Source organism: Pseudomonas sp. NPDC087804, from assembly GCF_044742965.1.
GTDB lineage: Bacteria > Pseudomonadota > Gammaproteobacteria > Pseudomonadales > Pseudomonadaceae > Aquipseudomonas > Aquipseudomonas rustica.
Genome location: NZ_JBIUVN010000001.1, coordinates 1212296 through 1238555, shown reverse-complemented (window position 1 = coordinate 1238555; position 26260 = coordinate 1212296). Strand labels below are relative to the sequence as shown.

General features: G+C 60.1%; 22 protein-coding genes. 14 read left to right on the top strand and 8 right to left on the bottom strand.

Translation table 11 applies throughout. The features are described from left to right. Window positions 1-6 precede the first annotated feature (6 nt). The 5 genes from ACIOMO_RS05370 (at window position 7) to ACIOMO_RS05350 (ending at window position 4754) form a co-directional block, all read left to right on the top strand. Window positions 7-855, top strand: coding sequence for a TauD/TfdA family dioxygenase (locus ACIOMO_RS05370; RefSeq protein ID WP_053119473.1), 849 nt, complete (start codon window positions 7-9; stop codon window positions 853-855). 83 nt (window positions 856-938) lie between these two features. Further along, a complete protein-coding gene (locus tag ACIOMO_RS05365) occupies window positions 939-1991 on the top strand; it encodes a 3-keto-5-aminohexanoate cleavage protein (RefSeq protein WP_053119475.1) in 1053 nt (350 codons plus the stop codon). A 92-nt stretch (window positions 1992-2083) separates the two neighbouring features. Continuing rightward, complete coding sequence (locus tag ACIOMO_RS05360) at window positions 2084-3412, top strand: MFS transporter (protein WP_212549287.1); 1329 nt, start codon at window positions 2084-2086, stop codon at window positions 3410-3412. Further along, complete coding sequence (locus ACIOMO_RS05355; protein ID WP_401238759.1) at window positions 3409-3747, top strand: Rieske (2Fe-2S) protein; 339 nt, start codon at window positions 3409-3411, stop codon at window positions 3745-3747. The genes ACIOMO_RS05360 and ACIOMO_RS05355 overlap by 4 nt, the downstream gene beginning before the upstream one ends. Beyond that, complete coding sequence (locus ACIOMO_RS05350) at window positions 3744-4754, top strand: YeiH family protein (protein WP_159814516.1); 1011 nt, start codon at window positions 3744-3746, stop codon at window positions 4752-4754. The genes ACIOMO_RS05355 and ACIOMO_RS05350 overlap by 4 nt, the downstream gene beginning before the upstream one ends. 61 nt (window positions 4755-4815) lie before the next feature. On the opposite strand, the gene ACIOMO_RS05345 is transcribed toward ACIOMO_RS05350, so the two are convergent. Continuing rightward, a complete protein-coding gene (locus ACIOMO_RS05345) occupies window positions 4816-5850 on the bottom strand; it encodes an AraC family transcriptional regulator (protein WP_053119483.1) in 1035 nt (344 codons plus the stop codon). Window positions 5851-6219: 369 nt separating this feature from the next. On the opposite strand from ACIOMO_RS05345, the gene ACIOMO_RS05340 reads away from it, so the two are divergent. The 5 genes from ACIOMO_RS05340 (at window position 6220) to ACIOMO_RS05320 (ending at window position 13948) form a co-directional block, all read left to right on the top strand. Next, the gene (locus ACIOMO_RS05340; protein ID WP_401238755.1) at window positions 6220-6786 is read left to right on the top strand and encodes an RBBP9/YdeN family alpha/beta hydrolase; all 567 of its coding nucleotides are present in this window, start codon (window positions 6220-6222) and stop codon (window positions 6784-6786) included. A 127-nt stretch (window positions 6787-6913) separates the two neighbouring features. After that, window positions 6914-8926 carry a DUF1302 domain-containing protein gene (locus ACIOMO_RS05335; RefSeq protein ID WP_400645884.1) on the top strand — a complete coding sequence of 671 codons (2013 nt, stop codon included), beginning with the start codon at window positions 6914-6916 and terminating at the stop codon, window positions 8924-8926. A 41-nt stretch (window positions 8927-8967) separates the two neighbouring features. Further along, complete coding sequence (locus ACIOMO_RS05330) at window positions 8968-10326, top strand: DUF1329 domain-containing protein (RefSeq protein WP_053119489.1); 1359 nt, start codon at window positions 8968-8970, stop codon at window positions 10324-10326. 10 nt (window positions 10327-10336) lie between these two features. Beyond that, window positions 10337-11410 carry a WD40/YVTN/BNR-like repeat-containing protein gene (locus ACIOMO_RS05325; protein WP_401238751.1) on the top strand — a complete coding sequence of 358 codons (1074 nt, stop codon included), beginning with the start codon at window positions 10337-10339 and terminating at the stop codon, window positions 11408-11410. 30 nt (window positions 11411-11440) lie between these two features. Further along, entirely contained in the window at window positions 11441-13948 is a 2508-nt protein-coding gene (locus ACIOMO_RS05320; protein WP_401238748.1) for an RND family transporter, read from the top strand. Here ACIOMO_RS05320 and ACIOMO_RS05315 read toward each other — a convergent pair. From ACIOMO_RS05315 to ACIOMO_RS05305, 3 genes are all read right to left on the bottom strand, one after another. After that, on the bottom strand, window positions 13920-16358 hold the full coding sequence (locus ACIOMO_RS05315) for a TonB-dependent siderophore receptor (protein WP_401238745.1): 2439 nt from the start codon (window positions 16356-16358) through the stop codon (window positions 13920-13922). The genes ACIOMO_RS05320 and ACIOMO_RS05315 overlap by 29 nt on opposite strands. Before the next feature lie 100 nt (window positions 16359-16458). Then, complete coding sequence (locus tag ACIOMO_RS05310) at window positions 16459-17427, bottom strand: FecR domain-containing protein (RefSeq protein ID WP_053119497.1); 969 nt, start codon at window positions 17425-17427, stop codon at window positions 16459-16461. Continuing rightward, entirely contained in the window at window positions 17424-17930 is a 507-nt protein-coding gene (locus tag ACIOMO_RS05305) for a sigma-70 family RNA polymerase sigma factor (protein WP_053119498.1), read from the bottom strand. The genes ACIOMO_RS05310 and ACIOMO_RS05305 overlap by 4 nt, the downstream gene beginning before the upstream one ends. A gap of 282 nt (window positions 17931-18212) precedes the next feature. Here ACIOMO_RS05305 and ycaC point away from each other — a divergent pair, with 282 nt between their 5' ends. Continuing rightward, window positions 18213-18845, top strand: a complete 633-nt coding sequence (gene ycaC / locus ACIOMO_RS05300; RefSeq protein WP_282357886.1) for an isochorismate family cysteine hydrolase YcaC — start codon at window positions 18213-18215, stop codon at window positions 18843-18845. Between the two features lie 201 nt (window positions 18846-19046). On the opposite strand, the gene ACIOMO_RS05295 is transcribed toward ycaC, so the two are convergent. The 3 genes from ACIOMO_RS05295 to ACIOMO_RS05285 all read right to left on the bottom strand — a co-directional run bounded on the left by ACIOMO_RS05295 (window position 19047) and on the right by ACIOMO_RS05285 (window position 23657). Beyond that, window positions 19047-21509: a PAS domain-containing protein gene (locus tag ACIOMO_RS05295; RefSeq protein ID WP_401239440.1), complete on the bottom strand. Its 2463-nt coding sequence runs from the start codon at window positions 21507-21509 to the stop codon at window positions 19047-19049. Between the two features lie 253 nt (window positions 21510-21762). Continuing rightward, a complete protein-coding gene (locus tag ACIOMO_RS05290; RefSeq protein WP_401238741.1) occupies window positions 21763-22884 on the bottom strand; it encodes an alkene reductase in 1122 nt (373 codons plus the stop codon). Between the two features lie 95 nt (window positions 22885-22979). Further along, window positions 22980-23657 carry a type 1 glutamine amidotransferase domain-containing protein gene (locus ACIOMO_RS05285; protein WP_401238738.1) on the bottom strand — a complete coding sequence of 226 codons (678 nt, stop codon included), beginning with the start codon at window positions 23655-23657 and terminating at the stop codon, window positions 22980-22982. A 209-nt stretch (window positions 23658-23866) separates the two neighbouring features. On the opposite strand from ACIOMO_RS05285, the gene ACIOMO_RS05280 reads away from it, so the two are divergent. The 3 genes from ACIOMO_RS05280 (at window position 23867) to ACIOMO_RS05270 (ending at window position 24990) form a co-directional block, all read left to right on the top strand. After that, window positions 23867-24451: a TetR/AcrR family transcriptional regulator gene (locus tag ACIOMO_RS05280; protein ID WP_053119504.1), complete on the top strand. Its 585-nt coding sequence runs from the start codon at window positions 23867-23869 to the stop codon at window positions 24449-24451. A gap of 109 nt (window positions 24452-24560) precedes the next feature. Next, window positions 24561-24761: a hypothetical protein gene (locus tag ACIOMO_RS05275; RefSeq protein ID WP_053119506.1), complete on the top strand. Its 201-nt coding sequence runs from the start codon at window positions 24561-24563 to the stop codon at window positions 24759-24761. 10 nt (window positions 24762-24771) lie between these two features. Continuing rightward, window positions 24772-24990, top strand: coding sequence for a DUF2945 domain-containing protein (locus ACIOMO_RS05270; protein WP_401238734.1), 219 nt, complete (start codon window positions 24772-24774; stop codon window positions 24988-24990). 68 nt (window positions 24991-25058) lie between these two features. On the opposite strand, the gene ACIOMO_RS05265 is transcribed toward ACIOMO_RS05270, so the two are convergent. Next, a complete protein-coding gene (locus tag ACIOMO_RS05265; RefSeq protein WP_401238731.1) occupies window positions 25059-26108 on the bottom strand; it encodes an NAD(P)-dependent alcohol dehydrogenase in 1050 nt (349 codons plus the stop codon). Window positions 26109-26260: the final 152 nt, after the last annotated feature.

The window sequence follows — 26260 nt, the reverse complement described above, 5'->3', positions numbered from 1 at the left end:
TCAGCCATGAGAGTCGAACAACTGACGTGCAGCATTGGCGCCGAGCTTGAGGGTGTCAGCCTTGCCGACGCGGTACATGACGACGGTCTTTTTGCCGAAATTCGCGCGCAATTGCTCAAGCACCGCGTGTTGTTCCTGCGTAATCAGGACATCAGCCGTGCCGATCACGTGGCCTTTGCCCGGCGCTTCGGTGAGCTTGAAGATCACCCGATGGTTGGCAGCGATCCGGATCATCCCGGGTTGGTGCGGATCTATAAGAGCCCGGAGCATCCGCCGGAACGCTACGAAAACTCGTGGCACACTGACGCCACCTGGCGTGAGGCGCCGCCGATGGGTTGTGTCTTGCGCTGTGTCGAATGTCCGCCGGTGGGCGGCGACACCATGTGGGCCAATATGGTCGAGGCGTATGCGCGTTTGCCGGAAGACGTGAAGATCAAGATTGCCGATCTGCGTGCCCGGCACAGCATCGAAGCCAGCTTCGGTGCCGCGCTGCCGATCGAAAGACGCCTGGCGCTTAGAGCGACGTACCCCGATGCCGAGCATCCGGTGGTGCGCACGCATCCGGACACGCTGGAAAAAGTGCTGTTCGTCAACGCCTTCACTACGCATTTCAGCAATTACCACACCCCCGCTCGGGTGCGATTCGGCCAGGATGCCAACCCCGGCGCAAGTGAGTTGCTGCGCTACCTGATCAGCCAGGCGTACATCCCGGAATACCAAGTGCGCTGGCGCTGGAAACCCAACAGCATTGCGATCTGGGACAACCGCAGCACCCAGCATTACGCCGTGATGGATTACCCGTTGTGCCATCGCAAGATGGAGCGTGCCGGGATCGTCGGCGACAAGACCTACTGATCGACCCTTACTGCATTCGCACTCGAAAACGCCAGCCCGGTGCGAACCCGGCTGCGCGGACAATCATAAAAAAGGAGTACCCCATGCAATTTCTCGACGATTCCCTGCACCCGGAAAACATGGAAAAAGTGGTGATCACCGTGGCCCCGTATGGCCCCGAGTGGATGCCGGAAGATTTCCCCGAAGACATCCCGCTGACCATGGATGAACAGGTGCAGAAAGCGGTCGATTGCTACGAGGCGGGCGCCACTGTCTTGCACCTGCATGTGCGTGAACTCGACGGCAAGGGTTCCAAGCGTCTGTCGAAATTCAATGAGCTGATTGCCGGTGTGCGCGAAGCGGTGCCGGACATGATTATCCAGGTCGGCGGTTCGATTTCCTTCGCCCCGGAAAGCGATGGTGAAGCCGCCAAGTGGCTGTCCGATGACACCCGGCACATGCTCGCGGAGCTGACACCGAAACCGGATCAGGTCACGGTGGCGATCAACACCACCCAGATGAACATCATGGAGTTGCTGTACCCGGAATACCTCGCAGGCACCTCGCTGGACAACCCGGCCATTCATGCCGCATACAGCGAAATGACCGTGCCGGCCGGCCCGGCCTGGGTCGCCGAACATTTGCGCCGGCTAATGGCCGCAGGCGTCCAGCCACACTTTCAACTGACCGGCATGCATGCCCTGGAAACCCTGATGCGTCTGGTGCGCAGCGGTGTGTACATGGGCCCGTTGAACCTCACCTGGATTGGCATCGGCGGTGGTTTCGACGGGCCGAACCCGTTCAACTTCTTTAACTTTATCCATCGCGTACCGGACGCGTGCACCCTGACGTCCGAGTCGTTGCTCAAGAACGTGCTGCCGTTCAACACCATGGCGTTGGCGATGGGCTTGCATCCGCGAGTCGGCAATGAAGACACGATCATTGATCACAAGGGCGATCGCTTCGGGTCGGTGCAACAGATTCAGCAGACCGTGCGCATTGCCCATGAACTGGGGCGCGAGATTGCTACCGGCAAGGAAGCCCGCGAGATTTATCGCATTGGCGTGGCGTATCAGAGCATCGAAGAAACCTTGTTGGCCAACGGCATGGCGCCCAACCGCAAGGCCGGGCAAAAAGGCCTGCCGCAACGCGGCTGACTGAACCGGGCGAGGGGCCGCTGGCCTCTCGTTCGTTGCGTTACCCCAACAGCTCGATAACAACAAATACAACAAAGTTTCGAGGAGGCTGCATGGCCTATCACCCCAGCGCCAGCGATGACGACGATAACGACGTCGGTGTTGCGCGCACATATGCCTGGATCGTTTTTGCCCTGACGTTCGGCTTGTTGATTTCCGATTACATGTCGCGTCAGGTACTCAACGCGGTGTTTCCGATGCTCAAGGTCGAGTGGGCCTTGAGCGACAGTCAACTGGGCTTGCTCAGTGGCATCGTCGCGTTGATGGTCGGGCTGCTGACCTTTCCGCTGTCGCTGCTGGCCGACCGTTTTGGTCGGGTGAGAAGTCTGGCATTTATGGCTTTCCTGTGGAGCGTGGCCACATTGGGTTGTGCGGTGGCGCAGGACTATCCGCAGATGTTCATTGCGCGGTTTATGGTCGGTGTCGGCGAGGCGGCTTACGGCAGCGTCGGCATCGCGGTGGTGATTTCGGTGTTTCCCAAACACATGCGCGCCACCCTCGCCAGCGCGTTTATGGCCGGTGGTATGTTCGGCTCGGTGCTGGGCATGGCGTTGGGTGGGGTGATCGCTGCGAAGATGGGGTGGCGCTGGTCGTTCGCTGGCATGGCGCTGTTCGGTCTGGTGCTGGCGCTGCTGTACCCGCTGATCGTCAAGCAAGCGCGGATTGCACCGCAGTGCGCAACCCGCGCGGCGAGTAAAGCCGCGGCGGCGATCAAGCGTCCGCTGAGCACCTTGTATTCCAGTCGCTCGGTGGTGGCGACGTACATCGGCAGCGGTTTGCAGTTGTTCGTCTGCGGCACGGTGATCGTCTGGATGCCCAGTTACCTCAATCGTTATTACGCCATGGGCACCGACAAGGCCGGTGCTGTGGCGGCGGTCATTGTGTTGTGCAGCGGCGCGGGAATGATTGTCTGCGGGATGATCAGTGATCGGCTGTGCCGTCATGCGCCAGAGCGCAAAGTCGCATTGGCCATCGCTTATTGCCTGGGCAGTTGCTTGCTGCTTTCGGCGGCCTTCGCCTTGCCGGCTGGGCCCGCGCAATTGCTGCTGATCGGCCTGGGCATGTTGATCGCCACGGGCACCACCGGACCTGCCGGGGCGATGGTTGCCAACCTGACGCATTACTCGGTGCATGGCACAGCATTCGCCACACTGACCCTGGCCAATAACCTGCTGGGGCTGGCGCCCGGGCCCTTCATCACCGGCAAATTGTCCGATCTGATCGGCCTGCACGCGGCCTTCCAATTCGTACCGCTGGTGAGTATCGCGGCCGCCGCAGTGTTCTTCTACGCGCGCAGTCATTACCTCAAAGACATTGCCCGGCTGGCGGGCGAACGCGTCAGCGACCCGGTCAATGAAGTCGCCTGCGAGGTGAAAGTATGAGTCGTCTTCCTGCGTTGCGCGTTGCTGTACCGGACAACAAATGCCCGCCGAGAGGAGGGCGGTCACTGTTTGAGTTCGCCGATAAAAGCCTGGCGCTGTTCAACGTTGACGGTGAGTTGCTGGCCATCGACGACAGCTGTCCCCATCAGGGTGCATCGCTGTGTGGCGGTCGGCTGGAGGGCCAGGTCATTCAGTGTTGCGCGCATGGTTTGCGCTTCGATCTGCGCAGCGGCTATTTGCTCAATTCGAAGCAGGTCAAAGTCACACGCTACCCGGTTGAAGTCATTGATGGTCAGGCGTTTATCGTCCTCGCTTCCGAGGAGTCTGTGGCATGAGTACCGTTGCGCTTACCCGTATTCATAGCCAGACACGCGAGTTGGCCCCGGGGTTTATCGTCAGCCTGATCGTCGCCGCAGCTGCTTCGTTTTTGTCCGAGCATTACGGTGCGCCGGTGATGCTGTTCGCGTTGCTGCTGGGCATGGCGCTGAATTTTCTGGCCGGTGATGGCGTGTGCAAGGCCGGCATCGAATTCACTGCGCGCACGGTGTTGCGCATTGGCGTGGCGTTGCTGGGTATGCGCATCACCCTTGAGCAAATTGCCGCGCTGGGCTGGAAGCCTGTGGCACTGGTGGTGTTTTTGGTGGTGGTGACCATTGGCGTGTCAGTCGTGGCCGCGAAGGCGTTGGGCTTTCAGCGCTTGTTCGGCATGCTCACCGGCGGCGCCACGGCAATTTGTGGTGCCTCGGCGGCTTTGGCGCTGGCGGCGGCGCTGCCCCATCACCCGCAGAAAGAGCGGGCCACGCTGTTTACCGTCATCGGCGTTTCGGCGTTGTCGACCACGGCGATGATTGTCTACCCGATGATTGCCAAGTGGCTGGAACTCTCGCCGCAAGTGGCGGGCGTGTTTTTGGGCGCGACCATTCATGACGTCGCCCAGGTGGTGGGTGCCGGTTACAGCTTGTCGACGGAAACCGGGGACACCGCCACGGTGGTGAAATTGATGCGCGTGGCCATGCTGTTGCCGGTGATCGTCTGCGCGGCGATGGTCACGCGTTTGCAGGGGGCTGATACGTCAGGGAAACGTCCGCCATTGCTGCCTTGGTTTGCCGTCGGTTTTCTGCTGCTGGCCTGTATCAACAGCACCGGTTGGGTAGCGCCGGCAGTGCAAGGCGCGGTCAATGAGCTGTCGCGCTGGAGCCTGGTGATTTCCATCAGCGCACTGGGCATGAAGACGCAGCTCAAGGAGCTGGCCGCCGTTGGCATCAAACCGATCTTGCTGATGGTCGGGGAGACGGTGTTTCTCGCGGTGCTGGTGCTTCTGGTGTTGCACTGGGGTTTCTAAGGTAAGGCAGGCCGCACCGTGCTGACTCGTCGGCCCGGTGCGGTAGTTAAACCGGTGCCAATCACACCGGTTTTTTCGCGGCGACTGTACCAGCAGTCGCCGTTTTTTTTGCCCGCCAGGTGGCGGGCGGCATGTCGAACTGGGTAATGAACCAGCGGGTGAAGGAGCTGGCCATGGAGTAGCCGAGCAAGTCGGCGATGCGGCTCAGCGAGTAGTTGGGATTTTCCAGGTAGCGCAACACCAGATCGCGTCGCACTTCATTGATCACATCGTTGAAAGCACAGCCGTCGTCCTTGAGGCGACGTTGCAGCGTGCGCACGTTCATGCCTTGGGTCTGAGCAATTTGCTCGATGGTGGCGCGGCCCATCGGCAACAGCAGATAGATAGCCTTGCGCACTTCAAGCAGCAGCGAATGGCTTTCATGACCTTGCAGAGAATCCAGATAACTCTGCGCATAGCGCGCCATGGCCGGGTCGGCGTTAGGGTTGGTGACGTCGAGGCTGGCATCGGAACAGACGATGCCGTTGAACTCGCTGCCGAACTCCAGCGTGCAGCCGAACAGGCGTCGATGCAGTTGCAGATTATCGGGCGCCTGATGCGTGAAGTTGACGCTGTAGGGATGCCAGTGCGTACCGAGCAGCGCCGAGCACAGACGGAACATTACGCCGATGGCCAACTCGGTGGCCTGTCGGCTGGGCATCGGCGTTTGCGTGACCACTTCTTCGCGAATGATCACCATCTTGCCGGCCTCTTCAACGAAGATCGCCAGCGAGTCATTCATCAAATGCCGGTATTGCACAACCACCTGCAGGGCGTCACGCAGCGTGCGCTGATGGCTGAGCAGCAAACTGACCACGCCAAAATCTGAAAGCTGACGGGATTCGGCCATGCTCAGGCCGAACGTCTGGCAGCCGCTGGCGGCCGCCGAGTCTTCCAGTAGCCGCACCGCCGAATCAATCGGAATGCGCTGCTCGGGCGCCAGCAGCTGTGCTTTGCTCAGGCCGACTGCCGCCAGTACATCACGCGGATTGAAGCCAAGGTATTGCGTGACCTCCAGGTAGTTGGTCAGGACAGCGGCGCGAACAAGCGTGGGCATGCTGGGTTCTTTCCTGGTTCGATAACGATAAGGAAGTACTGGGTGACTATATCCAGAGCATCTGCAATTGAACAGTTGCGACAGCGGCTGTGTTAACGCTGTCGCAAAGTCGTGAACAGCGATCTGTGTAGGAGCTGCCGAAGGCTGCGATCTTTTGATGTTGTCTTTCAAAAACAAGATCAAAAGATCGCAGCCTTCGGCAGCTCCTACGGGGGCGGCATCCGTCCGGCGGAGGAAATTCTGTCATCAAAAGAAAAGTGCCTGACGTCCAATGAAAAGCACCCCGGCCGAGCGCTCTTTAATGTCGACACAACAAAAAGATTCTGGCGATACAGCCAGTCGAGTCATCGAGACAGCGAAGGTGTTGACGTGGACAAATTGCAGACTGCCGCAACCGTTCTGATCGTACCCGGCCTGCGCGAGCATGTGGCCGAACATTGGCAGACGCTGCTTGAGGCGCGCCTGGAAAAAGTCTGCAGTGTGCCGCCGCTGACCACCGACAAACTCGACCTCGCTGCGCGCATTCGAGCGATTCAACAGACACTGGAGCAGATCGACGGCCCGGTGATTCTGGTCGCCCACAGCGCCGGCGTGTTGATGGTGGCGCACTGGGCGGCGCAGCACTCGCGTGCAATCAAAGGTGCATTGCTGGCGACGCCACCGGATCTCGATGCTCACTGGCCGGCGGGCTACCCGTCGCCCCAGGCCCTGCGTGCACAGGGCTGGAACCCTCTACCCCGTGGCCCATTACCGTTTCGCAGTGTGGTCGCCGCCAGCACTAACGATCACCTCGCCAGCCTCGAAGCCGTCACCCACCTTGCCGAAGGCTGGGGCGCTGAGCTGCGCTCGCTGGGAGCTGTGGGTCATCTCAACCCGGCCGCCGGTTTTGGCGCGTGGCCGGACGCCGAACTGTTGATCCAGGAACTGGATCGTTGATTCAGACGCCGGCTGGCTGAACGCCTGCCGGCACGTGCCCTCATTTCTGAAAACGTCTTCCCGCACACCGGGAAAGCGCGAGGGCGGCTGCGCTTAAAAACAACTACAAAAAAGCGGAGAAGACACGATGCACATCACCAAGCGCCATGGGCTTGCGCCTTCGCGTTACACCTTGCTGGCCTCGGCCATGCTGGCCGCAGCGCTACCGAGCGCCCATGCGGTCGAGATCGATACGGGCAACCCGGACTGGACGGCGCGGCTGGATAACACCGTCAAATACAACTACGGCGTACGCACGGAAAGTGCTGACAAACGGATGTTGGCCACGCCAAACAACAACGACGGCGATTACAACTTCCGCAAGGCCGGCACCAACATCAGCAACCGTATCGACCTGCTGACCGAGATGGACGTGGTCTACAAAAACTCGATGGGCTTTCGCGTCAGTGCGGCCAGTTGGTACGACCAGGCCTATGAAAATACCGGCTCCAATTCCAATCCTTTCGTCAATGGCAACGACGCACGATCGGGTCTGGTCGCCAATGACCCACGCCTGGCCGGTGTGACTCAAGACAACGTCGGCAACGGCAGCCCGCACCTGAGTCGCTACGCCCAGCGTTATTACACCGGGCCTTCCGGGGAAATTCTCGATGCTTTTGTGTTTTACAACACGGAAGTCGGCGAGCAATCGCTGCTGAGCCTCAAGGCCGGTCAACACAACGTGTTCTGGGGCGAAACGCTGCTCAACCCGGTGCATTCGGTCAGCTACGGCCAGTCCGGCCTGGATCTGGCGAAACTGTCGGCGTCGCCCGGCACTGAAGCCAAGGAGCTGTTCGTCCCGCGCAAGCAATTATCGACGTCGTTCACCGTCAACCCTGAACTGACGCTGGGCGCTCAGTATTTTCTTGATTGGGACGCTGCCCGTTTGCCGGAGGCTGGCACTTACTACGGCGGCTCCGATCTGGTTGGCTTCGGTGCGCAGTCTTTTCTGCTCGGCAACACCAATGGCGTGGTGCCCGGCAGCCCGCTGGGCTGCGGCGTCGCTCCGTGCAACGGCCTGACCAATGTGCGTCGCGGGCATGACCTGACGCCGGGCAGCAGTGGTGACTGGGGCGTCATGGCCAAGTGGTCGCCTGCGTGGCTCGATGGCACGCTCGGCTTTTACTACCGCAAGACCTCCGACATTCTCCCTCAAGCCTGGTTGAACGCCACCGGCCTGACATCGCTGAATGCCAACGGCAGCCGCCCGGCGGGGCAGGTGCCGGGCGTCGTCAACATCCTCAACTCATTGAGCACCAGCAGTTACCAACTGGCGTACGCCGACAACATTCAGATTTTCGGCCTGAGTTTGTCCAAGGACGTGGGCGGAGTGAGCGTCGGCTCGGATCTCAATATCCGGCACAACATGCCACTGGCGAGTATTCCGGCGATTGTCAGCTCGACCAGTCCTGCGGGGTTGGGCGCAGGTTTAGGGCTGTTGCCGGCACGCACCGCCGAGACGGGCGTGATCTACGACACGCCAAGCCGTGGCGACAGCATGAGCGCCACGGGTGACACGCTGCACTGGACGCTCAATGGTTTGATGTCACTGCCGAAGACGCCGCTGTTCGATTCGGCAACCCTGCTCTCCGAGCTGTACTACAGCAATCTGCTCAAGCTCGATGACAAGAACAAAGCGCTCTACAAAGGCGAGGACAGTTATCGCGGCATCGACGCGCCCACCCGGGATAACTGGGGCATCGCGATCAACTTTACGCCGACCTGGTACCAGGTGCTGCCGGGTGTTGATTTGAATATGCCGCTGTCGATCAACGCCGGTCTGGCCGGGGTGTCGCCGGTGTCCGGTGGCGGTGCGAAAAACACCGGCAACTATGCGGTCGGCCTCGGTGCCGTGGCGTACAACAAATACTTCATCGACCTCAAATACGTCGACGCTTTCGGCAAGACCGACAAGTGCGACACCAGCGGCCTGAGCACCGGCGCCGACCAGGCCGGCAAAGGCGATGGTTCGACCCCCAACGCGTTCAGTGGCAACCAGAACTACGCCTGTTACGGCGGCGGCTACTCGGCGTTTTCCGGTGGCGGCGCGACCACGGCTGACCGTGGCGCCGTGTACCTGACGATGAAAACCACCTTCTGATTCAACCTTGGCTCAAGTCTCACAGACAGGAGAACCACACGATGAAATTCGTCCATACAATGCTCGCCGTTTCACTGACCATGGCGATCGCCGCGCAAGCGCAGGCTGCCGTTTCGGCGCAGGATGCGGCCAAACTGGGCAATAACCTCACCCTGGTCGGCGCGGAAAAAGCCGCCAATGCCGACGGTTCGATACCCGCTTATACGGGCGGGCTGACCACGCCGCCCGCCACCTACAAAACCGGCGACAGCATGCGCCCGGATCCTTTCGCTGACGAGAAACCGCTGCTGGTGATCGATGGCAAGAACGTGGATCAGTACAAGGGTGAGCTCTCGGCGACGGCGGTCGAACTGGCCAAGCGTTTTGCCACGTTTCACATCAATGTCTACCCGACGCACCGCACCGTCTCACTGCCTAAAGCGGTGCTGGACAACGGTGTGAAAAATGCCACGGGCGCCAAGTCGCTCGAAGGTGGTCTGGCCGTCGACAATGTTCTGCCGGGTGTACCGTTTCCGATTCCGCAATCGGGCAACGAAGCGATGTGGAATTTCCTGCTGCGCTATCAGGGCGTCAACATCAGCTCAAAATACGACTCATGGAATGTCGACGCTGCCGGGGTTGCCAGTCTGGCCATCACCGGGCAGGCGTTCATCTCCTACCCGATCTATGAAAACCTCGCGCAACCGATCAGCAGCGCTGACGTGTATTACCAGATGAAGCTGACGTACACCGGCCCGGCGCGCCGTGCGGGTGAAGCAATGATGCTCAAGGACGCCGCCAACCCGTTGCAACAACCGCGTCGCGCCTGGCAATACCTGCCGGGGCAGCGCAGGGTCAAACTGGCGCCGAACCTGGCGTACGACACGCCGAACCCGGGCACTGCCGGTGCGGGTACCTATGACGATGTGTTCGTGTTCAACGGCGCACTGGATCGCTACGACTGGAAGCTGGTCGGCAAGCAGGAAATGATCGTGCCGTACAACACCTACAAACTGACCTATGCCCAGGATCCCAAGGCGTTGACCACCGCCAATCATGTGGCGCCTGACTACGTGCGTTGGGAGAAGCACCGGGTCTGGGTGGTGGAAGGCAATCTCAAGCCCGGCGCCCGGCACATCTATCAGAAACGCCGCTTCTATCTCGATGAGGACAGCTGGACCGCACTGGCCTCCGACCAATATGACGCCCGTGGACAGCTTTATCGCGGCTCGTTTGCCTTTCTCAGCCAGAGCTACGACAAACAGGTGCCGGACTCGACCCCTTTCATGATCTACGACCTGGTCGGCGGCACCTACAACATCAACGGCGTCGTCGGGCCTTACGGCGGCATCAAGTACATCGATCCGCTTTCGAAGGCGCAATGGTCGTCGGAGTCGTTGGCCGGCAGCGGTATTCGCTAGAGGGCGCGGTATGCATTGGCAGAAAAAATACGGCGGTGTGACGCTCGGCATGTGCCTGCTGCTGTTGCAGGGCGTCGCCCGCGCGGACGGCTATTTCGATGTGCTGGATCAGCCTGCCAGAGTCAGTGCCCTGGCAGCCAGCAGTGCGCTGTCCGGCGTGGCCCGGGCAGGGGCACGACTGGTTGCTGTCGGCCAGCGCGGGCACATCGTTTACTCCGATGACGGCGGCCAGCATTGGCAACAGGCCGCCGTGCCGGTGAGCTGCGACCTGACGGCGGTGAATTTTTCTTCGCCGTCACAAGGCTGGGCGGTCGGTAATGACGGGGTGATTTTGCACAGCAGCGACGGCGGGGTGACGTGGCGCAAACAGCTCGACGGGCGCCAGATCGGCCCGTTGCTGATCGAGCACTATCAGGCACTGGCCCGCGCCGAACCGGCTAACGAACAATGGCCGTTGCTGGTTGCTGAAGGCCGGCGGCAGGTGGAGCAGGGCGCGGATAAACCGTTGCTCGACGTCTGGTTTGCCAATGATCAACTCGGCTATGCGGTCGGTGTCTTCAACCTGATCCTGCGCACCACGGACGGTGGCAAACACTGGATGCCGTTTCAGGATCGCACCGACAACCCGCAGGGTTTTCACCTCAATGCGATTGCCGCCACGGGGGATGCGCTGTACATCGCCGGCGAGCAGGGGCTGTTGCGTAAGTGGGACGCAGCGCGACAGCGCTTCGTCGCCGTGCCCACACCCTATCAGGGCAGTTTTTTCGGCGTGCTTGGCAAGCCGGGTGAAGTGATTGCTTACGGACTGCGCGGCAACCTTCTGCGCAGCACCGATGGTGGACGCAACTGGATCGCGCAGGACAGTGGCTTGCACACGAGCATTACCGCCGGGCTTGTCGACACTGACGGGCATTACCGATTGTTCACGCAGGGCGGGCAGATGCTGGTCAGCGAGGGCAATGGTGCGCAGTTGCAATGGCGGCATGAGCCCGAACCGTTACCGGTGACCGGCGCAGCACAGACGGCCGATGGCGTGATGCTGGTCGTTGGTACCCGTGGTGTTTCGACACTGCGCAAAGAATAAGAAAACAACCCTAAAAGCGAGAACCCGGATATGGGCAATATCGAACAAGACAGCATGCCGGTGATCCGTGATGTACGTGATTTCGAGTGCAACTCCGGCAGTCGGCTGGAGCGCATGGTGTTCAATTTTCGCCCACTGTTCATGTTGCTGATGGCCATGATCACCGTGGTGCTCGGTTACATGGCAGTCACCCGTCTGGAGCTGAAACCGAGCTTCGAAAAAATGATCCCGCAGAGTCAGCCGTACATTCAGAACTACCTGGAAAACCGCCAGGCGCTGCGTGGTCTTGGCAACTCGGTGCGGGTAGTGGTCGAGAACACCCGGGGCGATATTTTCGATCCTGCCTATCTGGACGTGCTCAAACAGGTCAACGATCAGTTGTTCCTCACGGCAGGCGTCGACCGCGCCTGGATGAAGTCGTTGTGGAGTCCGGCGGTACGCTGGACGGAGGTCACCGAAGAAGGCTTTCAGGGCGGCCCGGTGATGCCCGACGCCTATCAGGGCACCCCCGAGCAAATCGAGCAGTTGCGCCAGAACATCTCCCGCGCCGGCATCATCGGCAGTCTGGTGGCGAGTGATTTGAAGTCCAGCATGCTGGTCGTGCCGTTGCTGGACAAGGCTGGCGCCGGCGCTCAGCCAATCAACTACCGTGACTTCTCGCAAATGCTGGAAGAGCAATTGCGCGACAAGATCGAATTCGCCGGTGACAGCGCTGCGCGCAAGGCTGGCAAAGAGGGCGATGGCCCTTACAAAGTGCGCGTAATCGGCTTTGCCAAGCTGATGGGCGACCTGATCGATGGCCTGATTCAGGTGATGATGTTCTTCGCGCTGGCGGTGATCACATCGCTGCTCATCATTTATCTCTACACCCGGTGTGTGCGCAGTACCTTGCTGGTGGTGGGGTGCTCGTTGGTCGCAGTGGTCTGGCAACTGGGCCTTGTCGCGTGGCTGGGTTATGCCATCGATCCATACTCGGTGCTGGTGCCTTTTTTGATATTTGCCATCGGCGTATCCCACGCCGCGCAAAAAATGAACGGCATCATGCAGGACATCGCCCGGGGCACGCACGAACTGGTCGCCGCGCGCTATACCTTTCGCCGCTTGTTCATCGCCGGCGTCACTGCGTTGTTGGCGGATGCTGTCGGGTTTGCCGTGCTGATGCTGATCGACATCCCGGTGATCAAGGATCTGGCGATCACCGCCAGCATCGGTGTCGCGGTGTTGATCTTTACCTCGTTGCTGCTGATGCCGGTGGCGCTGTCCTATGTCGGCGTGGGCGCGAAGGCTGCCGAGCGTGCGCTGAAAATCGATACCCGCGCTGACCGCCACAAAGGTTTCGGCAGGTTATGGGACTGTCTCGACCGCTTCACCAGCGCCAAGTGGGCGACGGGCGCGGTAGTGGTGGCGGTGCTGATGGGGATCGGCGGATTCGCGATCAGCCTGCATCTGAAAGTCGGTGACCTGGAAAGCGGTGCGCCTGAACTGCGTGCCGACTCCCGCTACAACCGCGATAACGCCTGGATCACTGCGCACTACGCACTGTCCAGCGACCTGTTCGCGGTGATGATCAAGACCCCGCCCGAGGGCTGTCTGAGCTACAAAACACTGATCCTCGCCGATCGGCTGGCGTGGGAACTGCAGCAGTCTTCAGGGGTACAGGCCACTGTTTCGCTGGTCAACGCGGTTCGGCAGATCACCGCCGGTACCTATGAGGGCAACCCGAAACTCAGCAGCATCCAGCGCAATCAAGACGTCCTCAACTATGCCGCGCAGCAGGCTTCGGTCAACTCGCCAGAGCTGTTCAACACCGATTGCTCGGTGATGCCGGTGATTGCTTTTCTCAAGGATCACAAGGCCGAGACCCTCGACGAGGTGGTCGCGATTGCCGACCGCTTTGCCGGTGAAAACAGCAGCGACGAGCGTCAGTTTTTGCTAGCGGCGGGCAGTGCCGGCATCGAGGCGGCAACCAATATCGTCGTGCGCGAGGCCAATCGCACCATGCTGCTGTACGTGTACGCCGCCGTCACATTGTTTTGTCTGGTGACCTTCCGCAGTTGGCGCGCGACGCTGGTGGCTTTGTTGCCGCTGGTGCTGACGTCGATTTTGTGTGAAGCGTTGATGGTGGTCATGGGCATTGGCGTGAAAGTCGCGACGTTGCCAGTGATCGCTTTGGGCGTGGGCATTGGTGTCGATTACGCGCTGTACCTGCTCAGCGTGCAGTTGCACTATCAGCGCCAAGGTCTGCCGTTATCCGCAGCGTATCGCAACGCCGTGGCGTTCACCGGGCGCGTGGTGGGCCTGGTCGGGATCACGCTGGCAGCGGGCGTGGTGTGCTGGGTCTGGTCGCCGATCAAGTTTCAGGCGGACATGGGGATTTTGCTGACGTTCATGTTTCTGTGGAACATGCTCGGGGCACTGGTGTTGATTCCAGCGTTGTCGCATTTTCTGCTGCGCGGGGTGACGGTCAAGCAATGGGTTCAGCCGCCAACCGCTGAACCCATTGAGTGCCTTAAAACTCAGGCGTGTACTTCACGCTGAACATCACGTTGCGCGGGTCGCCAAAGTTGTTGTTGCCGTTGAGCTGGTTATACGCGGAGGTGTAGTAGCGTTTGTCGAACAGGTTGTTGGCGTTCACTGCCAGGCCAATTTCCTTGCTCAACTGGTAGCCGAGGCGAGCGCTCCACACGGTGTAACCGGCCACGTCGTAGGTGTGTTCGTAACCCAGCGTATGGCTTTGCGTGGTGAAACCGAGGCCGGTGCTGACGCGTTCCCAATCGCCGCTGAACTGGTAGTCGCCCCACACGCGCAGCATGTGTTTCGGTGTCCAGGTGCTGAAGACTTTGCCTTCGTTGTCCGGGTCATCGAGGTACTTGGTGGTGTTGTAGGTGTAGCCGGCGAATAGTTGCAGGTTGGTCAGCACTTCGCCGCTGATCTCGGCTTCGATGCCTTGGCTGCGGACTTTGCCGGCGGCGTTGGAGCAATACCAACCGTCGCAGATCATGCCCGACGCGAGGTCGTTGACGGCGCGGTTTTCCTGGTCGTAGCGGAACACGGCCAGCGAGGTGTTGACCCGGCCGTCCATCAATTCACCTTTGAGGCCGACTTCGTAGTTGCTGCCGATCACCGGTTTCAGCATCGTGCCGCCGGCATCGCGGTTGGTCTGTGGCTCGAACACGTCGGTATAGCTGGCGTAGACCGCCCATTCGCGGCTCAGGTCATAGACGATGCCCGCGTACGGCGTGACTTCGCCGGTTTCGTTCGCGGTGCTTTCCGGCTGCTCGATCGCCGCACCGAAGGCTCTCTGTGTCGCGTACTTGTAGCTGTAGTCGTACCAACTGACGCGCGAGCCGAGCACCAGGGTCAGCGAGTCGATCGGTTTGACGCGCCAGCTGCCATACAAACCCTTCTGGCGAACGTCGTACTTGCTCGGTGTGGCTTGGCCGCCCGGTGTATTGAGGATGCCTTCGTAGCTGATGTCCGGGCGGTTGTGATCGATGTCGAAGATCGTGTCGGTGGTGTTGTTGTTAAAGGTTCGGGCGTATTTATCGTCGGAGGTGTATTTGGAATAGTTGCCGCCGAGCATCACTTCGTGGGCCATGGACAAGGCGTCGAAGTGGCCGGTGACGTTCATGTCGAGACCGAGTTTGGTCGCGTCGAAATCGGTGGCGAAATCGGCGTACTGAATGCCGCTGCCATCGGGATTGATCCCGTCGCCGCTGGTTTGCAGACGTTGACTTTTGCCCTTGTTGGTTTCGTCCATGCGCACCGCGCCGACCTTGAACGCCCAATCGTCGTTGAAGCTGTGCTCGAGATCGGCGTACAGCGTGGTGACGTCGATGTCCAGATGGTTCCAGCGCGCGCCGCCGTAAGTCGAGCGCGGCACATTCAGCGGCTTGCCGTCGGAGTAGCGGGGCAGGCCACGGATCATCGGGCGTGACTCGCCATCGGAGTTGCTGATCGCCAGACCGAGTGTGGTGTCGTCACGCAGATCAAAGTCCAGCGCGCCGTACAGCGAGTGGGTTTTGCTCCATTCGTAATCGACGAACGATTGGCTCTGGTCTTCGTCGGCAACGAAGCGACCGCGCACGCTGCCCGTCGAATTCAACGGGCCGCCGGCGTCCAGTTGCAGGCCGTAGTGATCCCACGAACCGGCCTTGCCGGTGATGGTCACGGTGGGTGCGTTTTGCCCGCGTTTGCGCACCAGATTGATCGCGCCACCCGGGCTGCCGGTGCCTTGCAAGAGGCCGGAGGCACCACGGAGGATTTCCACGCGGTCGAAGAAAATCAGATCCTGCGTCGCCCAGTTGCCCAAAGCGTAAGTGTTACGCGGGATCGGCACGCCGTCGTACTGCCAGTCATCGATCTGAAAGCCGCGCGAGGTAATGATCATGCCTTTACCCACGCCCTGAACGCCGACCAGACCGGTGGTTTTGTTGACCGCATCTTTCAGATCAACCAGATCCTGATCATCCAGCTGCTTGCGCGTCATCACGGTGATCGACTGCGGAATTTCCTTGAGCGTGTGCGTGCCTTTGCCGATGGTTACGGCGCGTGCAGCGTAAGAACCGGAGCCTTCAGTCGTGGTGCTGTCGAGGCTGCGTTCAACGATGTTGGTGGCGTCCAGTTGCAGCGAAGCGCTGTTGTCGCTGGCCGGCTCGACACTGAAGTTGCCTTGCCCCGTGACGCGCAGCTGCAAACCGCTGCCGGCGAGTGCCTTTTGCAGTGCTTGCTCGGCTGGCATCTGCCCGATCACCGCCGGCGCGCGCTTGCCCTGCACCAGCGCGGGTTCCAGCGAAATGATCTGCCCGCTCTGGCCGGCAATCGCGTTTAGCGTACTGGCGAGCGGGCCGGCCGGCAGGTTGAACGATAAGTCTTGCGCCAGCGCTGAGGTGCTCAGTGTCGCCAGAGCAACGGCTGCAGAAAGGTTACGGGGCCACGTGTTGAACACAACAATCTCCTGTTTTTGTTAAAGCGTCAGGAGATAGGTCGGATGAGAAATGAAAACCGGACACAAACAAGAATGATTTCCATAAAATATTTTTTCGCATTCATCGTTTGCTGATCATGGTCAGCCACGGGCTGTAGCGATTGATGCGGATTGGCAGGGTTTCGGCCAAGGCGTCCAGGGTTCGATCGGGGGCGTCGAGCGGGAACACGCCTTGCACGCGCAAGCCACGCACCTCGGGGGCGACGCGCAGGAATCCGCGATGATAAGGGCGCAGTGCGTCGATCACTTGTTCGAGGGATTCATCGAGCACGTTCAAGCGGCCGTTCAACCATTCGGCGCGACCGCGTTCATCGTCGCTGGCCAAGGTGATGTTGCGCGTGGAGAGCAGCGCCGCCTGACCTTCCTTGACCACTTGAGTGGTGCCATCGAACAACCGCGCTTCGACCGAATGCTGCAACACCACCAGGCGGCTGGCGTCCGCTTCCTGAGCGACGAGGAAGCGAGTGCCCAGCGCGCGCATTTCGCCCTCGGCGGTGCGTACGATCAGTGGGCGATTTGCATCCGGCGCGACATCGATCACCAGCTCGCCCCGGCGCAGGATGACCAGGCGCTGGCGGTCATTGAAACGCAGATCCACCGCGCTCTCGGCGTTCAGGCTCAAGCGGCTGCCATCGGCCAGATTGAAGTTCTGCCGCTGACCGCGGGCGGTGTGCAAATCGGCCAGTAGCGATTCGCCGAGCTGAGTTTTGCTGCCCAGCAACAGACCGCCGCCAAGCAGGCCGAGACCGGCGATTACGCGCAAGGCGTCGCGCCGCGAAGCCTGCGGTTGCAGCAAGACCTGACGAGCTTCGCCGGCCTGACCGGGTAACCGTTGATCCAGCGTGCGAAACGGTTTGAACGTATCGCCGAGGCGTTCCTGCAATGTGTCCCAGGCCTGACGGTGCGCGCGATCCATCAACAACCAGGCGTTGAAACGCTCCTGCAGTCTGGCGTCGGGCGTGCCGGCGCGCAGTTTGACCATCCAGTCGATGGCCTGCTCAGTGACCGGGTCGATGCGCCGCTTGCTCATGGCGCCACCTCGCACAGATAGCACTGCAGCAACGCCTGTTTCATGTAGCGACTGACCGTGCGTTCCGACAGCCCGAGTTTCTGCGCAATCGCCACATAGCTGAGGCCATCGAGTTGGCTATAGAGGAACGTGGTTTTGACGATCAGCGGCAAGCCATCAATGGCGCGGTCAATCGCGACCAGCGCTTCGATCAGTTGCAATTGTTCTTCAGGGGAGGGCGCCAGTGCTTCGGGCAGCGTCGACAAACGCTCAAGGTAGGCCAACTCCAGCTTGCGCCGGCGATGACGATCAAACACCAGACGACGGGCAATGGTCGACAGGTAAGCGCGCGGCTGTTCGATGCTGTCCGGATCGACGCGCGCCACCAGCAATTGGCAAAACGTATCGGCAACGGTGTCCTCGGCGTCCGCGTGGTTGCGCACCTGGCGATTGATATGTTGCAGCAGCCAACGGTGATGATCGCTGAAGAAAAATCCCAGCTTGCTGGACGGAGGAGAGTGCACTGGTGGGCTTTTCCAGATGTTAGTGAGAATCTCTCTCAATATTACCTGTGTGGCCAGAGACTGCGCAATGCTGGAGAACTGTAGGAGCAAGGCTTGCCCGCGAAAGCGGTGTCAATCTTACCGGCCTCTTCGCGGGCAAGCCTTGCTCCTACAAATATTTATTGTCCCATTTGAGTTGACGGTGAAACGCTTTTCAGCCGATTTATCCTTTTTCAATGCGTCAGTAATCTGTACCCAACTTGAACGCAACAACAAATCCAACATTGAAAAAGGACGCACACCATGACCACTCCAACCTACAACCGCTTGAACAAAGACGACGCTATCGTGCTGCTGGTTGATCACCAGACCGGTTTGATTTCGCTGGTGCAGGACTTCTCGCCGAACGAGTTCAAGAACAACGTGCTGGCACTCGCTGACCTGGCGAAGTTCTTCAACCTGCCGACCATCCTCACCACCAGTTTCGAACAAGGCCCGAACGGCCCGCTCGTACCGGAGCTGAAAGAGATGTTCCCGGACGCGCCGTACATTGCTCGCCCAGGTCAGATCAACGCTTGGGACAACGAAGACTTTGTTAAGGCGATCAAGGCGACGGGTCGCAAGCAGATCATCATTGCCGGTGTGGTGACGGATGTGTGTGTGGCGTTCCCGACGCTGTCGGCGCTGGCGGAAGGGTTTGAGGTGTTTGTGGTGACGGATGCGTCCGGTACTTTCAATACCACCGTGCAGCAAGCGGCGTGGAGCCGCATGACGCAGGCCGGTGCGCAGTTGATGAACTGGTTCTCGGTGGCGTGTGAGCTGCACCGCGACTGGCGCAACGATATCGAAGGGTTGGGTAACTTGCTGTCGCAGCGGATTCCTAACTATCGCAACCTGATGAATGGCTACTCGGCGCTGACGGCTCAGCAGAAATAAACCGAAATAGCAAAACCAAAAGCCTGCCCTGAAAAGCAGGCTTTTTCAGCTATGAAAGTTAACCTGTGGTGAGGGGATTTATCCCCGACGGGGCGCGAAGCGGCCCTTTCTTTTCACTTGAAAAAGCAGGGGCCTGCTGTGCAGGCCATCGGGGATGAATCCCCTCACCACATTGATAGTGTCAGCCTGAATCAGGGTGTCCTAGTCGGGCGTGGTCGCCATCAGGCCACTGACCCGCGATACCAGCGTCTCAATAGCAAACGGCTTGGTCAGCACCTGCATCCCCGGGCCGAGCTGGCCATTGCCGATCACCGAATGTTCTGCATAACCGGTAATGAACAAGGTCTTCAACTGCGGGCGGATCTCCCGGCCGGCATCGGCCATTTGCCGGCCGTTCATCCCGCCCGGCAAACCGACGTCGGTAACCAGCAGGTCGATGCGTGCATTGGAGCGCAGTGCCGCCAGCCCTTCAACGCTGTCGGCGGCGACGAGCACGTCATAGCCGAGGTCGCACAGCACATCCGCCAGCAGCAGGCGCACCGTGGGTTCGTCATCGACAATCAAAATGGTCTCGCCCACAGCGGTCACCGCAATCGATGTGCTTTGCGTGTCGTCGTGATTTTGCGGCGCCTGCCCGTGATAGCGGGGCAGGTAGATCGACATCGTGGTGCCTTGGCCCACTTGCGAATGCGCGCGTACCTGGCCACCCGATTGCTTGGTGAAACCGTAAATCATCGACAACCCCAGGCCCGTGCCCTGGCCCAAAGGCTTGGTGGTGAAAAACGGGTCAAAGGCTTTGGCGATGATTTCGGCGGACATGCCGGTGCCGGTGTCGGCCACACTCAGGCAAAGGTACTGCCCGGCGGGCATCTCCAACGCCTGAGCAGATTCGTCATCCAATGTTCGATTGGCTGTCTGCACGGTGATGCGTCCGCCATCGGGCATCGCATCACGGGCGTTAATGCATAAATTCAACAGTGCATTTTCCAGCTGACTCCCATCGACCAACGCTGGCCAGAGGTCGCTTGCGCCTTCGGTTTTCAGCAGGATGCTCGGGCCGACGGTGCGCTGGATCAATTCAGTCATGCCGACAATCAAGGTATTAACGTCGGTTGGCCGTGGATCGAGTGTTTGCCTTCTGGAGAACGCCAGCAAGCGATGGGTCAGAGCAGCCGCACGTTTGGTGGCGCCCTGCGCCGTGACCATGTACTTGCCGACGTCCTCAAGACGACCTTGGGCGATGCGCCTTTCCATCAGCTCAAGCGCTGCCGAAATGCCCGCCAGCAGGTTATTGAAATCATGCGCCAGCCCACCAGTAAGTTGCCCGACGGCTTCCATTTTTTGCGATTGGCGCAACTTCTCTTCGGCCTGCATGAGGTCAGCCGTGCGCGCCGTCACCCGTTGCTCCAAAGTGTCATTCAGCGCACGCAGTGCCGAAATCGCGCGGTCTCGGTCAGCCTCGACATTGCGCCGGTCTTCGACATCAATGAGTACGCCTGGAAAGCGCAACGGGGAACCATCATCGTCACATTCGACGCGTCCGTTAGCTTCAATCCAAGTGTATTTGCCATCCGCACCGCACACGCGATATTGGTGGGAATAGGGGCCGCCACGGGCGATGACTTCGTTGATCGCGCGGGTGAGTCCGTCCCTGTCATCGGGGTGCACGGTTTGCACCACTTGCTCCAGGCTCAGGCCGTCGCGACCCAGCGCCGGATCAAGGTTGAACACCCGGGCAAAGGCTTCGTCGACGGTGAAGCGATCAGTCGGCAGATGCCAGTGCCAAGTGCCGATAATTGCACCGGCGGCGAGGGCCAGTTGCACACGCTCGACGTTCTCGCGGGCAACGGCCTCGCTGACCCGCAGACGCTCCTCGGCGTCGCGACGCGCGGTCACGTCGCTGAAAAAAATCGCAATCTGTCGATCGACAGGATCGCCAACGCGCACGGCGCGCACATCAAACCAGCGCTCAAAGGTATTCGCGTAATTCTCGAAATTCGCCGGCTCGCCGGTTTTGGCCACGTGCCCGTAAGTCTCGAACCAGAAACTCTCCAGATTGGGCGCAAACTCGGTGACCCATTTGCCGCGCAAGTTGACCCCGGCCTGACGCTCGAACGCCGGGTTGGCCTCAACAAAGCAGTAATCCACCGGGCGGTCGTCAGCGTCGAATTTGACTTTGACGATGGCGAACGCCGCTTCAATGGTTTCCAGAATGGTGCGGAAGCGTTCTTCGCTGAGGCGCAAGGCGTTTTCGGCATGGCGTGAGCGCGTCAGGTCGAGCATGGCGCCGATCATGCGTACGGCGCGACCTTCGGCATCGCGCATCAGATACCCGCGATCGACGACCTCGGCGTAGGAGCCGTCTTCGCAGCGAAACCGGTATTCGGCGCTCCAGTCGGTAGACGTGCCATCAATGACGGCGCGGATCGAGGCTTCGACACGCGGCCGATCCTGCGGGTGAATCCGCGCAAAACACCAGTCACTGTTGGTCTCGGTGGCGGTTGCCGTGTAGCCGTAAGCCTTTTGCAGGGCTTCGTTCCAGGTGATCCGGTCAGCGGTCAGATCCCAATCCCAGATCGCATCGCTGGTCGCCTTGACGGCCAATCGATAGCGCTCCTTTGTTTCGGCAACCGCACGGCTCGCCAAATGCAATTGATCAGCCAGATCCTGCGCGCTGTCCTGCTTGGCGGCTCCGACGATGCCCAACGCCAGACGCAGCCGCGTGACCTCGGCCTCAAGCTCCTCGCGAGTAAGATGTTCCAGGATGTCACCCTTCGTGCGTTATTGGTTTTGGGGTCTGACTGCCATTGCTCACGCAGGCGCATCACTCATTGACACGATTGACCTGCCGCACAGAGGTTAAGTTGCACCGGGAAAGAAGGGCAATCCCCGGTGCGTTGTTTGATGCTGGCCGCCGTCAGCCGTGCACGGGGTAATCGGTATACCCTTCGCCGTTGCCGCCATACACGGTGGCCGGGTTCAGCGCATTGAGGGGCCAGTCATTGGCGATACGCGCGGGCAGATCCGGATTTGCCATGAACGGGCGTCCGAAGGCGACAAAATCAGCCAGTCCGGATTCAAGCAAGCGGGCCCCGGACTCAGCGTTATAGCGTCCGGCATAAATGATCGCGCCGCTGAAGGTCTCGCGTACGGCCTGACGAAATGACAACGGCATTGCCGGGGCATCGTCCCAATCGGCTTCGGCGATGGACAGGTAGGCGATGCCGATGTCTTGCAAAACTTTGATCGCTTCGATGTAAGTGGTGTGTGGATCTTCCTCGACCATGCCCAGGTAAGTTCGCGCTTCATCGGTGGTGGTGAACAACGGCGCGAAACGCACACCGACTTTTTCCTTGCCGATGCACTCGGCGACACCCGCCACCACTTCACGCAAAAAGCGCAGGCGATTGTGCAGCGAACCGCCGTACTGATCGTCGCGAAGATTGCTGTGCGCGGAGATGAACTGGTTGACCAGATAACCGTTGGCGCAATGCAGTTCGATGCCGTCGAAACCGGCGTCCATCGCATTGCGCGCGGCTTGAATGTACAGCTGAATCAATTCCTGAACTTCATCGGTGCTCAATGCACGCGGGGCCGACGGGGCGACCAGTTCACCCACGCCCGGCGCGGTTTCGATGAACACGCTGACTCGCTCGGTGGCCAACGCCGAGGCCGATACCGGCGCTGCGCCATTCGGTTGCAGCGCAGTGTGGGAGACGCGGCCGACATGCCACAGTTGCGCGAAAATCACACCGTCAACGGCGTGCACCGCTTCCGTGACTTTGCGCCATCCAGCGATTTGCTCCGGGGTATGAATGCCGGGTGTCCAGGCGTAACCCTGACCGCGTGGTTCGATCTGCGTGCCTTCGGTCACCAGCAGACCGGCGCCGGCCCGTTGCTGGTAATACTCGGCCATCAACTCATTGGCAATATTGCCCGGTTGCGTGCTGCGCTGGCGGGTGAGGGGCGGCAGGACGATACGGTTTTTCAGGGTGTGCAGGCCGAGCGTCGCGGGTTGGAAATAAGGGCTGTTGTGCATGGAGGTACCTTGTTCGACTGGTCTTATTAGACCAGTCGACTATTTCGAGGATAAACATAAAACCGCGTAGCACGGTGATGAGGTTGAGCGATGAATCAGCCGAGCATTTTCAACAGTTTCTCGGCGACAGCGGCAGAGCTGGCAGGATTTTGGCCGGTGACCAATTGGCCGTCCGCAACCACATGCACCTGCCAGTCAGCGACTTTGGAGTAACGCCCGCCGAGATGCTGAAACTCGTCTTCGATCAGGAACGGCACCACGTCGGTCAGGCCGACGGCGGCTTCTTCCGAATTGGTGAAACCGGTCACCTGGCGATCCTGAATCAGCGGTTTGCCTGCCGCATCGACGACGTGACGCAACACGCCCGGCGCATGGCAGACAAAGCCGTGGGGCTTGTTGCTGCGGGCAAAAGCTTCGATCAACGCGATCGAGTGCGAGTTTTCGGCCAGATCCCACAGCGGGCCATGGCCGCCGGGATAAAACACAGCATCGAAATCCTCTGCGCTGACCTCGGCCAGACGCCCGGTGCTGGCCAGTGCCTGCCGCGCTGCCGGGTCGTTGCGAAAGCGATCGGTCTCGGCAGTCTGCGCGCCGGGCTCATCGCTTTTCGGGTCGAGCGGCGGCTGGCCACCGGCCGGCGACACCAAAGTGATCTGCGCACCGGCATCCTTGAAGGCGTAGTAGGGCGCGGCAAATTCTTCGAGCCAGAAGCCGGTTTTACGGCCGGTGTTGCCGAGCTGATCGTGGGAAGTCAAAACCATCAGAATTTTCATAGAGCACCCTGGTTTGATCGGTGACGTCGTGGCGCAAAGGATTCGCGTCACGCTGATACCCGCAAATGCGGTTGACGGGGCGCAGCATAGTTTCCAATTAGACCAGTCGTCTAGTAATTTTTTCTCAACAGGTTTTTACTCGGCAGGTATGGCAAACTCGCCATCCTCTGAAATAAACGACTGGTCTATTGCCTGGTAATTTGCGCCCCATGAAACCGACCTACGACGACACCCGCCAGCACTTGCTCGACACCGGCCACCGGATGATGGCCGAGAAGGGCTTCACCAGTGTCGGCCTTAACGAAATCCTGCAAACCGCTGGCGTGCCCAAGGGCTCGTTCTATCACTACTTCAAATCCAAAGAGCTTTACGGCCAGGCCTTGCTCGAGGATTACTTCGTCGGTTATCTGGCCGACATGGAGCGGCGCCTGACCCTGCCGGGGCTGACCGCCTATGAACGGCTGATGGATTACTGGCAGGGCTGGCAAGACCGCTGCACCCTCGAAGGCCATGGCGATGAGTGCCTGGTGGTAAAACTCAGCGCCGAAGTTGCCGACCTCTCCGAATCGATGCGCCTGACCCTGCGCGACGGCGCCGAGCAAGTGGTCTCGCGCATCACGCTGTGCATCGAGCAAGGCCAGGCCGAAAAGACCCTGCCGACCGGTGATGCCCGGCATCTGGCGGAAACCCTGTATCAGCTGTGGCTGGGCGCCAGTTTGCTGAACAAACTGCAGCGTACGGGGCAGTCGCTGAACACCTCGATGGCAATGACCAAAGCACTGTTGGCCAGCTAATTTGCTGGTGAGCACGAGCGCCGTTCGTCCAGTACCCGGCACTTGCGCGGTGCCGTTGTCTCTCACCTTTAAGCGCGGATTTTCCGTGCGGCCAAGCGGAGAGCCAGTCATGGACATCGATGAAAATGCACCGGGCAACAAGTCGCAGCAAGACGTGACGCGCACCACGGACAATGAAACGGGACACGACCCGAAACGCGATCAACCAGAGGTTCCGTTGCCTGCCGATGACGAGTCACCGCTCGACGAGGACATGACGGATGTGGACGCCGCCAACTCGGTATCGAGTGAGCATCCGCCAGCGCAGTGAGGGGATTGCCATGAGCACGTCATTCAAGGTCGGCGACGCGGTGCGCTGGAACAGCGAGGCCGGCGAGATTCGCGGCACGGTGGTCAAAGTGCATACGCGGGATATCGAGTTCATGGGACGGCATCGACCGGCCTCGAAGGAAGAGCCGCAATACGAAGTGAAAAGTGCCAAGACCGGGCATCTGGCGATGCATCATGCGGCAGCACTGCACCCCGTTAAAGCTGAGTAAACACTACCCTGTGGTGAGGGGATAAATCCCCTCACCACAGGTTTTGTGATCATCAGTGATGAAGTGGGTTAACCCGCCAACGTCGCGTTATCGATCACAAACCGATACTTCACATCACCCTTGAGCATCCGCTCATACGACGCATTGATCTGATCCGCCCGGATCAATTCGATATCGGAAACGATGCCGTGCTCGGCACAGAAATCCAGCATCTCCTGAGTTTCAGCAATACCGCCAATCATCGAACCCGCAATCGTGCGGCGTTTCATGATCAGATTGAACACGTTCGGCGCTGGGTGCGACGTGGCCGGCGCGCCGACCAGGGTCAAGGCACCGTCACGTTTGAGCAGCACCAGAAACGCATCGAGATCATGCGGTGCCGCAACAGTGTTGAGGATAAAATCGAAACTCTTCGCGTGCGCAGCCATTTCCTCAGGATTGCGCGACACCACCACTTCATCGGCACCCAGCGCCAGCGCCGCTTCGCGCTTGGATTCTGAAGTCGTGAAGGCAACAACATGCGCCCCCAAGGCGTGCGCCAGTTTGATGCCCATGTGGCCCAAACCACCGATGCCAACCACGCCGACCTTCTTGCCCGGCCCGGCGTTCCAGTGACGCAGGGGCGAGTAAGTGGTGATGCCCGCACACAGCAGCGGCGCGACGGCGGCCAGTTGCGCTTCGGGATGGCGGATGCGCAACACGTAGCGTTCATGCACGACGATGTTTTGCGCGTAACCGCCCATCGTCCAGCCCGGTGCGTCTGGGGTCGGGAAGTTGTAGGTGCCGATCATGCCGTCGCAGTAGTTTTCCAGCCCGGACTCACAGTCATCGCAGTGTTTGCAGCTGTCGACGATGCAACCGACGCCGACCAGATCGCCCACCTTGTAATCGCTGACATGCGCGCCAACTGCCGACACCCGACCGACAATTTCATGCCCCGGCACGCATGGGAATTGCGTGCCGGCCCATTCCGCGCGCACCTGGTGCAGGTCTGAATGGCAGATGCCGCAGAAGGCGATATCGATCTGCACATCATGGGCCGCCGGGGCGCGGCGGTTGATCTGCATTGGCTCAAGGGGTTTGTCGCCAGCGTGGGCGCCGTAGGCTTGTACAAGCATGGGAACATCCTCAATCGGTTTGTCGTGGTGACATTCTTCGCTTTTCGGTGGGCCGGGAAGTAGTGCATTCCTGTGCGATCCTTGCCTGATCTTGTGCGCCGTTGTGACTTTGCGGTGACAGACGCTCGCGGCGTTTGCGGGTAATCTGCCGG

Bases quoted from the DNA above. Each gene is read 5' to 3' on its own strand.
- ACIOMO_RS05370 (WP_053119473.1), top strand. From the start codon at position 7: ATGAGAGTCGAACAACTGACGTGCAGCATTGGCGCCGAGCTTGAGGGT.
- ACIOMO_RS05365 (WP_053119475.1), top strand. From the start codon at position 939: ATGCAATTTCTCGACGATTCCCTGCACCCGGAAAACATGGAAAAAGTG.
- ACIOMO_RS05360 (WP_212549287.1), top strand. From the start codon at position 2,084: ATGGCCTATCACCCCAGCGCCAGCGATGACGACGATAACGACGTCGGT.
- ACIOMO_RS05355 (WP_401238759.1), top strand. From the start codon at position 3,409: ATGAGTCGTCTTCCTGCGTTGCGCGTTGCTGTACCGGACAACAAATGC.
- ACIOMO_RS05350 (WP_159814516.1), top strand. From the start codon at position 3,744: ATGAGTACCGTTGCGCTTACCCGTATTCATAGCCAGACACGCGAGTTG.
- ACIOMO_RS05345 (WP_053119483.1), bottom strand. From the start codon at position 5,850: ATGCCCACGCTTGTTCGCGCCGCTGTCCTGACCAACTACCTGGAGGTC.
- ACIOMO_RS05335 (WP_400645884.1), top strand. From the start codon at position 6,914: ATGCACATCACCAAGCGCCATGGGCTTGCGCCTTCGCGTTACACCTTG.
- ACIOMO_RS05330 (WP_053119489.1), top strand. From the start codon at position 8,968: ATGAAATTCGTCCATACAATGCTCGCCGTTTCACTGACCATGGCGATC.
- ACIOMO_RS05325 (WP_401238751.1), top strand. From the start codon at position 10,337: ATGCATTGGCAGAAAAAATACGGCGGTGTGACGCTCGGCATGTGCCTG.
- ACIOMO_RS05320 (WP_401238748.1), top strand. From the start codon at position 11,441: ATGGGCAATATCGAACAAGACAGCATGCCGGTGATCCGTGATGTACGT.
- ACIOMO_RS05310 (WP_053119497.1), bottom strand. From the start codon at position 17,427: ATGAGCAAGCGGCGCATCGACCCGGTCACTGAGCAGGCCATCGACTGG.
- ycaC (WP_282357886.1), top strand. From the start codon at position 18,213: ATGACCACTCCAACCTACAACCGCTTGAACAAAGACGACGCTATCGTG.
- ACIOMO_RS05290 (WP_401238741.1), bottom strand. From the start codon at position 22,884: ATGCACAACAGCCCTTATTTCCAACCCGCGACGCTCGGCCTGCACACC.
- ACIOMO_RS05285 (WP_401238738.1), bottom strand. From the start codon at position 23,657: ATGAAAATTCTGATGGTTTTGACTTCCCACGATCAGCTCGGCAACACC.
- ACIOMO_RS05280 (WP_053119504.1), top strand. From the start codon at position 23,867: ATGAAACCGACCTACGACGACACCCGCCAGCACTTGCTCGACACCGGC.
- ACIOMO_RS05275 (WP_053119506.1), top strand. From the start codon at position 24,561: ATGGACATCGATGAAAATGCACCGGGCAACAAGTCGCAGCAAGACGTG.
- ACIOMO_RS05270 (WP_401238734.1), top strand. From the start codon at position 24,772: ATGAGCACGTCATTCAAGGTCGGCGACGCGGTGCGCTGGAACAGCGAG.
- ACIOMO_RS05265 (WP_401238731.1), bottom strand. From the start codon at position 26,108: ATGCTTGTACAAGCCTACGGCGCCCACGCTGGCGACAAACCCCTTGAG.